We start from the raw sequence: 9,310 nt of genomic DNA on the forward strand, positions 1-9,310 counted from the left end.
GGCGCAGCTCGGCCAGGGCGAGGGGGGCGGCCTGGGGCAGCGGGTACCCGTACGATCCGCAGCTGATGGCCGGAAAGGCCACGCTGGCCAGGGCGTTTTCCCGCGCAAGCCGCAGGCAGTTGGCATAGGCCGAACGCAGCAGCGTTTCCTCGCCCGCTGTGCCGCCGCGCCAGATGGGCCCCACCGTGTGGATGACCAAGCGCGCCGCAAGCCGGAAGCCGGGAGTGATGACCGCCTGGCCGGCTGGCAGGCTGCCGATTTCGGCTATGATGTTCCGGCAGGCCGCAAGCAGCTCCGGTCCGGCCGCGCGGTGGATGGCTCCATCCACACCGCCGCCGCCGAGCAGGCCGGAATTGGCCGCATTGACGATGGCGTCAGTGTCCGCCCGCGTCAGATCGCCCTCCAAAAGCTCCAGAGATCCTTGGGCAAATGTCCAAACCGGCATGAACAGGGCCTCCGCGGGCATTAGACCGCTTTTCGCCAGGGCTAGGCGTCGTCGTCGTCGCCGCTGGGGTCCGCGCCGGGCTGGGCGTCGGCGGTGGCCAAGATAACGCGGCCCAGGCGCACGTCGTCGGCAATGCGTGCCTTGAGGGCCTCCAGGCTATCGAATTTGCGCTCGGAGCGTAGACGCTGCACGAACTGAAGCGCCACTCGCTGGCCATAGATGCTGCGGTTGAAATCCAGGATGTGCGCCTCAAGGGTCAGGCCCGTGTCGCCGAAGGTGGGGTTGTAGCCCACGTTGGCCACGGCCTGGCAGATCTCTCCCTCCACCTCGGCCCACACGGCGTACACGCCGGGCTTAGGCAGCAGCGTGCCCGAAAGGCGCAGATTGGCCGTGGGAAAGCCCAGCTTGGATGCGCCGCGCTTCATGCCGTCCACCACCTCGCCCTCGACCTCGAAGAAGCGGCCGAGCAGGGGCCGCGCATCCCACACGTTGCCGGACTGGATGAGGTCGCGGATGCGCGTGGAGCTGACCACGGCCCCGCCCACAATGACCGGGTCCAGGCGTTCTACGCCGAAGCCCATGTCGCACCCGAGGGCGGTGAGCAGGTCGAAGTTGCCCTTGCGGCCCTTGCCCATGGCGTAGTCGTAGCCGATGACCAGTTCCTTCAGATTCAGGCCTTCCACCAGATAGCGGCGCACGAACTCCTCCGGCTCCAGCGCGGCCATCTGCCGGGTGAACTCGAGCACCAGGGTCACGTTGGGGCCCTGCTGCTCAATGAATTTGAGGCGCTGGGCCGTGCTGGTGATGAAGGGCGGCGTCTTCTGCATGAGCACGGTCATGGGGTGCGGATCGAAGGTGACGACCACGGACACCAGCCCGCGCTTCCGGGCCTTGGCGCAGGTGCGCGCCATAAGGCGCTGGTGTCCCAGGTGAACGCCGTCGAAGTTGCCGATGGTGACGCAGGAGCCGGAAATGGTCTCGTGAAGTTCGTCGATGGTGCGTGCGGCGATCATGTGCGTGTGCGGTATCCTTACGTGCTGTGCGTGGAATGTCGATGCGCGTTAGAACAGCTGGAGCCGTTGGGCCTTGGCGGAACCGCCCGAGCGGTTGCCCTTGCTTCCGCCTTTGCCGCCATCCTTGCCGTCCTTGTTCTCGTCGCTTGGGCCGCTGATAACGCGCTGCAGGTCTTCCAGCTGGCGTTTCTGCTCGTCGGTGGCAGCCAGGGTCTTGGCCTTGGCCAAGTGGAATTCGGCCTTCTGCTTGTCGCGCCCGTAGTGGAAAGAGTAGCTGAGTTGCAGATGTGCGCCGAAGAGGTCGCCGTTTTCGCCCTTGATGCGTCCGAGATGGAAGCGCACTTCGGCGTCCTGCGGCACCTCGCGCACCACGCGCTCCATCAGGCTTATGGCCCCGGTGTAGTCCTTCCTTTCGGCCATGATGCGCGCGGTGAAGAACATGCTCATGGCGTCGCGCGGGTTCAGGATCGCGGCCTTCTGCAAAAGCGGCGCGGCCTTGTTCGTGTTGCCCTGGTTGAAGAAGAACATGCCCGCCTCGCGCAGCACAAGGGGATCGTCCGGGCCGCAGGCCAGGGCGTTTGTGAAGGCTTGGTCGGCCTGCTGCTGGCGCTTCAGGCGATCCAGGACGATGCCCCGGCCGGCCTGATCCAGGCAAGAGAGTTCAGCTTTTGGCTTGCTGTCGTAGTAGGCCAGGGCGGTCTCTGGCGAGGTCATGCGCGCGCGCAGGATGGTCTGCACCCGCAGGAAACGGTCGCGTTCGAATTCGCGACGGATGATGTCGGACGGCATGAGTTTGATGCGGTCGCGCAGGTAGCTGATGCGTTCGTCCAGGCCCGGGTGGGTGGAAAGGTAGGACGGAATGTTGTCGCCGCTCATGAACCAGCGTTTCTTGTTCATCAGCTCGAAGGTTTGCGGCATGGCGTTGGGGTTGTAGCCGGATTTGATGAGATAATTCATTCCCACGTGGTCGGCCTCGCGCTCATTTTCCCGCGTGTACATGAGGAAGGCCGACTGGGCCCCGGCCATGGAGCCGAAGGTGAGAGCCTTGCCCATGTTGGCGCCGCTGGTGCCCCCTCCGGAGCCTAGCAGCACGCCTGCAACCATGCCGGAGATGGAGGCGATGTTCAGGTACTTCATTTGCTCCATGCGCTTGGCCACATGTCGTTCGGTGACGTGACCGAGCTCGTGCCCGATGACCGCGGCCAGCTCGTCCTCGTTCTCTACGCCCAGGATGAGCCCGGTGAAGATATAGATGTAGCCGCCGGGAATGGCGAAGGCGTTCATGGCGCTGTTGCCCACCACAGCGCTTTTGATGGGATAAGGCTGGGGCGGCAGGGCCTTGGCCACGCGGTCCACCACGCCTTTGACATAGAAGACGACCTCGGGGTCGTCCACAAAGCCCATCTGCGCGCGGATGGTATCGTCGAATTTCTTGCCCATCTCGATTTCGTCGGCCACGGAGATGGATCCGAACATGCCGGCGGCCTGCGCAGGAGCGGCGAGTGCAATTGCCAGGGCGGAAACGACGAGGAGCCGGAAAAGTGGCTTGAAACGATAAGTCATGCGCCCATCCAGGTGTTGCGGCGGCCGGACAGTGCGGCAGCCATGACCTGATTTCCATAGCACAAGTCGGTAAAAGAAAAAAGGATGCGCCCAGGGCGCATCCTTTTGGGAACATTATGCAAAAACAAGTGGTTACTTGTTCATTATGTTCAGGAACTCGTTGTTGTTTTTGGTCTTGCGCATCTTGTCCAGCAAGAACTCCATGGAATCGATGGAATTCATGGGCGAGAGCACCTTGCGCAGGATCCACACGCGGTTCAACACCTCGTCGTCCAACAGCAGCTCTTCTTTGCGGGTGCCGGAGCGGTTGATGTCGATGGCCGGGAACACGCGCTTCTCCGAGAGGTGGCGGTCCAGGTAGATCTCCATGTTGCCGGTGCCCTTGAACTCCTCGAAGATAACCTCGTCCATGCGGGAACCGGTGTCGATGAGGGCGGTGGCGATGATGGTCAGGCTGCCGCCGGATTCGATGTTGCGCGCGGCGCCGAAGAAGCGCTTGGGGCGCTGCATGGCGTTGGCATCCAGACCGCCGGAGAGCACGCGGCCCGAGGACGGGGTGACGGCGTTGTAGGCGCGCCCCAGTCGGGTGATGGAATCAAGCAGGATGACAACGTCGCGCTTGCGCTCGACCAGTCGTTTGGCCTTCTCCAGCACCATTTCCGTCACCTGCACGTGGCGGGTGGGCGGCTCGTCGAAGGTGGAGCTGATGACCTCCGCCCGGACGGTGCGCTCCATGTCGGTCACTTCTTCGGGCCGCTCGTCGATGAGCAGGACGATGAGGTAGACCTCGGGGTGATTGGCGTTGATGGAGTTGGCGATGGTCTGGAGCATCATGGTCTTGCCGGTGCGCGGCGGGGCCACGATGAGGCCGCGCTGGCCGCGGCCGATGGGGGCGAGGAGGTCGATGACGCGGGAACCGTAGTTCTCAGCGCCGTTCTCCATGAGAAAGCGCTTGTCCGGGTAGAGCGGGGTCAGGTTGTCGAAGAGCACCAGATGCTTGCTGGCCTCTGGCGGTTCGAAACCGATCTCGCTGACCTTCAGGAGGGCGAAGTAGCGCTCGCCTTCTTTGGGCGGGCGGATCTGGCCAGAGATGACGTCGCCCTTGCGCAGGCCGAAGCGGCGGATCTGCGAAGGCGAGATGTAGATGTCGTCCGGGCCGGGCATGTAGGAGTAGAGCGGAGAGCGCAGGAAGCCGAAGCCGTCGGGCAGGATTTCAAGCACGCCTTCACCGAAGATCTGGCCGTTCTGCGAGGCGCATTCCTGCAGCAGGGCGAAGATCAGCTCCTGCTTGCGCAGGTTGCTCGGATTCTCGATCTTGAAGTTGTTGGCCAACTCCATGAGTTCCGGCATGCTCTTCTGCTTCAGGTCGGTGAGGTTCAGCTTGTTTTCAGAGGTGGAGACGTAGTCTTCCTCTACATAGTCCTGCATGCGGTCCTGCTCGCGTTCTTGAACGCCGCCCTGGTTTCCGCCTGCCTGGTTTCCGCCGCCATGGTTCCCGCGGGCCTGGTTGCCACGATCATGGTTTCCGCGTTCCTGGTGCTGGCGCGGGGCGCGTTCCTGCCGTTCGGGCCGATCGGAATGCTCTGCGCGGGCCGGACGGTCTGAACGATCTTGGGAACGGTCCTGTGAACGACTCTTGTGGGGCTGATTGGGTTGTTTTTCGCGGGGCATTGAAAGCCTCACGCTCCGTGGGATGAGGTTTATGGAAAGTGCGCGCCTCACGATGAGGGCTTCAAGTCGGAAAATCGCGGTGTCTGGTGGTTGCGCGGCTGGTGTCCAGCATCCAAGCCCTGAACAGTGCAGGGCATGGTTGGGCATATTTCATGTCTGTACCAGCGGGAACGGGTATCCGAGTGGTATTCTGCCAGTTGCGGAAGGGAAATATGCCGCGCGATCGCGCTGAAACTAGCGCCTACCTGAAAGGAATGGCGTTGACAAGGGGCTACTTTGCTTTTTGCAACTTTTCCTGCTGTTTCATGATGACATCGGCAAACATTTCATTGATGTCCGCCTTGACGTCGGCCTGGTCGCGGTCGAGGGAATAGGCCAACTCCATGGAGACCAGGGTCATGGCCTGCTCCAGCAGGCGGCGCTCCCCGAAGGAAAGTTCCTTGTCCATGCCGATGAGGTACAGCTCCTTGAGCACGTAAGCCACATCGGCCAGGTCCACGCTCTTGAGCTTTTCGGAGTACTCGCGGTAGCGCCGGTTCCAATTCTGTCCAGTGTACCCGGTGAACCCGGTCCGGTCTTTCAAGGACTCAAAAACAGCCTGCCCGCTTTCCAGGCTGCACACATGGCGCAGCCCCACATTGTGGGCGTTTTTCACCGGCACCATAAGGGTGACGGAATTGCTCAGGATGCGGACGATGTAATAATCCGCGCGAGCTCCGCCAATCTCCTGGCTGTCGATGCGTTCAATGCGGCCGACCCCTTGTGCGGGATAGACCACCAACTCGTTGATTTGAAACACTCAAACTCCTTCCACGTGGGGAGAATACATTTCCGGTGAATGTTCACACTACCCCAATGTGCCGGGAGTGTCCATCTTCTCGGCAGGGGCCGAAACCTTCGGCAGGCGGAAAGCGTTCAGCATCTGCACGGCCTCGGTCTGGCCCCGCCGGAACAGCAGGGTCAAGCCTTTCAGGGCCGCCTCGCACAGGTCCAGAACGGCAGGGAGTTCCGCGTCGCCAAAATTCTCCAGAACGTATTTGGCAACATCGGCCGAATACTGCGGACGTCCGATGCCCAGGCGCAGGCGCAGGAAGTCTTCGCTGCCGGTATGCTCGGCAATGGACTCGACGCCGCGATGGCCGTTGCTGCCGCCGCCGCGCTTGAGCTTCATGCGTCCCAGGGGCAGGTCCAACTCGTCGTGCAGCACCACCATGTTCGCGGTGGCGATGCCGTAGCGGCCCATAATGCGCGCCACTGCACGGCCGGACAGGTTCATGAAGGTCTGTGGCCGGGTCAGAAGGCAGCCCACTCCGCCAAGGGTCAGGGAATACAGCTCGAAGTCGCCGCCTTGCTGCAGTGTCTTCAGGTTCATGCTCTTGCGGCCCGCGGCCTGCTCAAGGATGGCCTGAGCCACCATGAAGCCGAAGTTGTGCCGGGTGCGCTCGTACTGCGGGCCGGGATTGCCCAGCGCGATGATGAGGGGAGTGCTGTCCATGGAGTTCCCACGCCGCCGCAATGGCGCGAACGACTGGTGGAATAAGCCGGAAAAGGCGGGGGAGCCAGGGCCCCCCCGCCATCATGACCGGCTTTGGGCCGGAAATCGATCCAGCAGGTCCGTCTACTTCGCGTCGCCGGGCTTGGCCTCTTCGGCCTCAACGGCAACGACGCCGACGACGGAGTAGCTCTCGTCGAACACCGCGCGCACGCCGGCGGGCAGCTTCACGTCGCCGATGTGCAGGTTCACACCGATATCCAGGTCGGTGACGTCGATGACGATCTTCTCGGGCACGTCAAGCGGCTTGCAGACGACTTCGATGCTGTCGCGGAAGACTTCCAGCTGGCCACCCATGATGATGCCCTTGGCCTTGCCTTCAACAACGACGCGCACGTCGACCTTGATGTCGCGGTCCAGATCGACGCCGTAGAAGTCGACGTGGATCGGGCTCGACTTGATGGGGTCGTACTGCACGCTCTTGAACAGGGAGGGCAGGGTGGAAGTCTTGCCGTCCTGCTCGATCTCCAGGTTGAACACGCGGGAGCTGCCAAGCTTGGCGTGCAGCTTGGTCAGGGGCAGCATCTCCACCTGCACGGCGATGTTTTCGCCCTGCTGGTTGTAGTAGATGCCGGGCACCAGGTTCTGGGTGCGGATGCGACGGCAGGGGCATTTGCCCTTCTCGGCGCGGGGGCTCACGGAAAGCTTCATCAGTTCAGCCATGGTCGTCTCCTTTCTCAAGCGGGCTTAAGTACCGCCAGAAATTTTGTTTATACAAAAAGAACGCTGACGGAAGCTTCTCCGTGGACGTTCATAATGGCCCTGGCCAGGAGTTCGGCCACGGACAGCACCTGAATCTTCTGGCACGTCCGCTTGCGGGCGTCCAGGGGGATGGTGTCCGTCACCAATATCTGCGAAAATACCGATTTGTCCAGGCGCTCGATGGCCGGACCGGAAAGCACGGGGTGGGTGGCGCAGGCCAGGATCTTGTTGGCGCCGTTGTCGGCCAGGACCTGGCCGGCGGCGCACATGGTGCCCGCGGTGTCGACCATGTCGTCCAGTACAATGGCGGTCTTGCCCTGAACGGAACCGATGAGGTGCATGGCCTTGGCCTGGTTGGGCGCGTCGCGGCGCTTGTCCACGATGGCCAGCCCGGCGTCCATGCGCTTGGCGTAAGCGCGGGCGCGCTCCACGCCGCCCGCATCGGGCGAGACCACGACGATCTCGTCGCCCAGATCGCGGAAGTAGTCCAGGAAGACCGGCGCGGCGAAGAGGTTGTCCACCGGGCAGTTGAAGAAGCCCTGGATCTGGCCCGCGTGCAGGTCGATGGTCATGAGGCGGTGCATGCCCGCCACAGACAGGAAATCAGCCACCAGCTTGGCGCTGATGGGCACGCGCGGCACCACTTTGCGGTCCTGGCGGGCATAGCCGTAGTAGGGCACCACGGCGGTTATGCGCCGGGCGCTGGCGCGCTTCAACGCGTCGATGAGCAGGCACAGCTCCATGAGGTGGAAATTCACGGGGGAGCTGGTGGGCTGCACAACGAACACGTCATCGCCGCGCACGTTGTCGCCGATCTCGATGCGGATCTCGCCGTCACTGAACTGCTCGCGCAGCACCGGAGTGAGGCGGCAGCCGATGTGGCCGCAGATGGACTCGGCAAGGTCAACGTTGGCCGAACCGCTCAGAATCTTCAGGTCGCTAGTGCCAGACATTTTTGCTTTCCTTCGCGTGCAATGGCTGGGGTGGAAGGACTCGAACCCTCGAATAACGGGACCAAAACCCGTCGCCTTACCGCTTGGCAACACCCCAGTGTCTCTGGGTCTCCACATGGACGGGCACGCCATCTTGCCGCAATGCTTCCGCTGCATTCCGCGCCTGTCGGCTGTCCCGGAACAGGGAGGCAATCCCCGCTCCACTTCCGCTCATCACCGCGCTGATTGCTCCAAGCCGGAGCAACTGCTCCTTGATCGCGCGCAACGCAGCGTGAACCGGAAAGACGACGACCTCGAAGTCGTTCCGGGCCACAACGGGCGAAAGGGAAACACGTCTCTTATTCGCCGTTGTGGTGCTTGTCAAGCAATCCGCACCGCTCCGGGCAGGGTTTTTCAACGTCTCCCACTGGTCCCAGGCCTGATAGGCCCATGGGGTGGAAACGTGTACCTCCGGCAGGGCCAGCACAAGGGTGAAGGGCGAAAGATCAAGCTCCACCGGCGTCAGCTCCTCGCCGATGCTCCTGGCAATAGCCGGACCGGAAAGCAGAAAGAAGGCGACGTCCGCGCCGAGCTTCGCCGCCAAGGCGTTCAGCCCTGCGGGTCCTAAGGCCTTGGCCCCGGCCTTGGCCTCCAGCCAGCGCAGCATGGCCGCGGCGTCGCTGCTGCCGCCGCCAAGCCCCGCCCCGGTGGGGATGCGCTTGATCAAACGCACACTGATGTCCGGTGCGAAATCCGTGGCCTCGGCATAGGCCCACCAAGCCCGGAACACGAGGTTTTTCTCCTCCGGGCAGCCGGGCAGCAGTGGCGAAACGCGGCAGCCGGAACCGGGCGCGCCGGAGCTGATCTCCAGGGTATCGGCCAGGCCTGGCACGGGCACAAACAGGCTCTCTATTGTATGGTAGCCGTCCTCGCGCCTGCCGGTGACGAACAGGGAGAGGTTGATCTTGGCCGGAGCCTGGAGGGTTTCGGGCATGGCGTGGGGAGGGTTACAGGGTGGGGGAGCGTTTGCCCCCCCACCTCTGCACGGAATGCTATTTCTTGTCCAGGGGGATGGCGCGCAGGAAGTTGCGTCCCTGGCGCTTCAAGAGCAGCATGACCAGCCCCTTCTGCTTGGAATCGGCCACGATGGTCTTGAGCTGCTCGGTTGTGTTCACGCCCTGTTGGTTGGCCTCAATAATCACATCACCGGGCTGGATGTCCACCTGGGAGGCTTGGCTGCCGGGCTGAATCTCCGTCACCAGCAAGCCTTGCGGCTTCTGCAGGCCCAAGGCCTGGGCCTCCTCGCCGCCATCCACCGGGCGTATGGACAGGCCGAGCATGGTGGCTGAAGCCTTGCTCTTGGGGCTCTTGTCCTGCTGCTCGGCCACGAAGTTGGGCTTGCGCTCGCCGAGGGTGATGCTCACGTCCTGCA

At 62.9% G+C, this 9,310-nt stretch carries 11 protein-coding genes and 1 tRNA gene; 1 reads left to right on the top strand and 11 read right to left on the bottom strand.

Annotation, left to right across the window (positions count from 1 at the left end):
• The 4 genes from VN419_RS11130 to rho all read right to left on the bottom strand — a co-directional run.
• Positions 1-445, bottom strand: a 445-nt coding sequence (locus VN419_RS11130) for a macro domain-containing protein (protein ID WP_325647301.1), incomplete at its 3' end; no start/stop codon positions are given.
• A 41-nt stretch (positions 446-486) separates the two neighbouring features.
• Positions 487-1,458 (bottom strand): bifunctional riboflavin kinase/FAD synthetase, encoded by a 972-nt coding sequence (locus VN419_RS11135; RefSeq protein ID WP_325647302.1) that lies wholly within the window; start codon positions 1,456-1,458, stop codon positions 487-489.
• A gap of 48 nt (positions 1,459-1,506) precedes the next feature.
• Positions 1,507-2,934 carry a M48 family metalloprotease gene (locus VN419_RS11140; RefSeq protein ID WP_325647303.1) on the bottom strand — a complete coding sequence of 476 codons (1,428 nt, stop codon included), beginning with the start codon at positions 2,932-2,934 and terminating at the stop codon, positions 1,507-1,509.
• Positions 2,935-3,153: 219 nt separating this feature from the next.
• The gene (gene rho / locus VN419_RS11145; protein WP_325647304.1) at positions 3,154-4,449 is read right to left on the bottom strand and encodes a transcription termination factor Rho; all 1,296 of its coding nucleotides are present in this window, start codon (positions 4,447-4,449) and stop codon (positions 3,154-3,156) included.
• 18 nt (positions 4,450-4,467) lie between these two features.
• Between rho and VN419_RS11150 the strand changes: the two genes are divergently transcribed.
• Positions 4,468-4,626 carry a hypothetical protein gene (locus tag VN419_RS11150; RefSeq protein WP_325647305.1) on the top strand — a complete coding sequence of 53 codons (159 nt, stop codon included), beginning with the start codon at positions 4,468-4,470 and terminating at the stop codon, positions 4,624-4,626.
• A gap of 337 nt (positions 4,627-4,963) precedes the next feature.
• On the opposite strand, the gene VN419_RS11155 is transcribed toward VN419_RS11150, so the two are convergent.
• The 7 genes from VN419_RS11155 to VN419_RS11185 all read right to left on the bottom strand — a co-directional run.
• Entirely contained in the window at positions 4,964-5,491 is a 528-nt protein-coding gene (locus VN419_RS11155) for a CarD family transcriptional regulator (RefSeq protein WP_325647306.1), read from the bottom strand.
• A 48-nt stretch (positions 5,492-5,539) separates the two neighbouring features.
• Positions 5,540-6,187 (bottom strand): aminoacyl-tRNA hydrolase, encoded by a 648-nt coding sequence (gene pth, locus VN419_RS11160; RefSeq protein ID WP_325647307.1) that lies wholly within the window; start codon positions 6,185-6,187, stop codon positions 5,540-5,542.
• 123 nt (positions 6,188-6,310) lie between these two features.
• Positions 6,311-6,907 (bottom strand): 50S ribosomal protein L25, encoded by a 597-nt coding sequence (locus VN419_RS11165; protein ID WP_325647308.1) that lies wholly within the window; start codon positions 6,905-6,907, stop codon positions 6,311-6,313.
• Positions 6,908-6,954: 47 nt separating this feature from the next.
• Entirely contained in the window at positions 6,955-7,899 is a 945-nt protein-coding gene (locus VN419_RS11170; protein WP_325647309.1) for a ribose-phosphate pyrophosphokinase, read from the bottom strand.
• Positions 7,900-7,921: 22 nt separating this feature from the next.
• Positions 7,922-7,996, bottom strand: a tRNA-Gln gene (locus VN419_RS11175).
• Complete coding sequence (gene ispE, locus VN419_RS11180; protein WP_325647310.1) at positions 7,976-8,872, bottom strand: 4-(cytidine 5'-diphospho)-2-C-methyl-D-erythritol kinase; 897 nt, start codon at positions 8,870-8,872, stop codon at positions 7,976-7,978. The genes VN419_RS11175 and ispE overlap by 21 nt, the downstream gene beginning before the upstream one ends.
• A gap of 58 nt (positions 8,873-8,930) precedes the next feature.
• On the bottom strand, positions 8,931-9,310 hold a 380-nt coding region (locus tag VN419_RS11185; RefSeq protein ID WP_325647311.1), incomplete at its 5' end, for a PDZ domain-containing protein.

The sequence above is a fragment of the Humidesulfovibrio sp. genome (assembly GCF_035560995.1).
Classification (GTDB): domain Bacteria; phylum Desulfobacterota; class Desulfovibrionia; order Desulfovibrionales; family Desulfovibrionaceae; genus Humidesulfovibrio.

Coding starts and splice junctions, on each gene's coding strand:
- VN419_RS11135 (WP_325647302.1), bottom strand. CDS start 1,458: ATGATCGCCGCACGCACCATCGACGAACTTCACGAGACCATTTCCGGC.
- VN419_RS11140 (WP_325647303.1), bottom strand. CDS start 2,934: ATGTTCGGATCCATCTCCGTGGCCGACGAAATCGAGATGGGCAAGAAA.
- rho (WP_325647304.1), bottom strand. CDS start 4,449: ATGCAGGACTATGTAGAGGAAGACTACGTCTCCACCTCTGAAAACAAG.
- pth (WP_325647307.1), bottom strand. CDS start 6,187: ATGGACAGCACTCCCCTCATCATCGCGCTGGGCAATCCCGGCCCGCAG.
- VN419_RS11165 (WP_325647308.1), bottom strand. CDS start 6,907: ATGGCTGAACTGATGAAGCTTTCCGTGAGCCCCCGCGCCGAGAAGGGC.
- VN419_RS11170 (WP_325647309.1), bottom strand. CDS start 7,899: ATGTCTGGCACTAGCGACCTGAAGATTCTGAGCGGTTCGGCCAACGTT.
- ispE (WP_325647310.1), bottom strand. CDS start 8,872: ATGCCCGAAACCCTCCAGGCTCCGGCCAAGATCAACCTCTCCCTGTTC.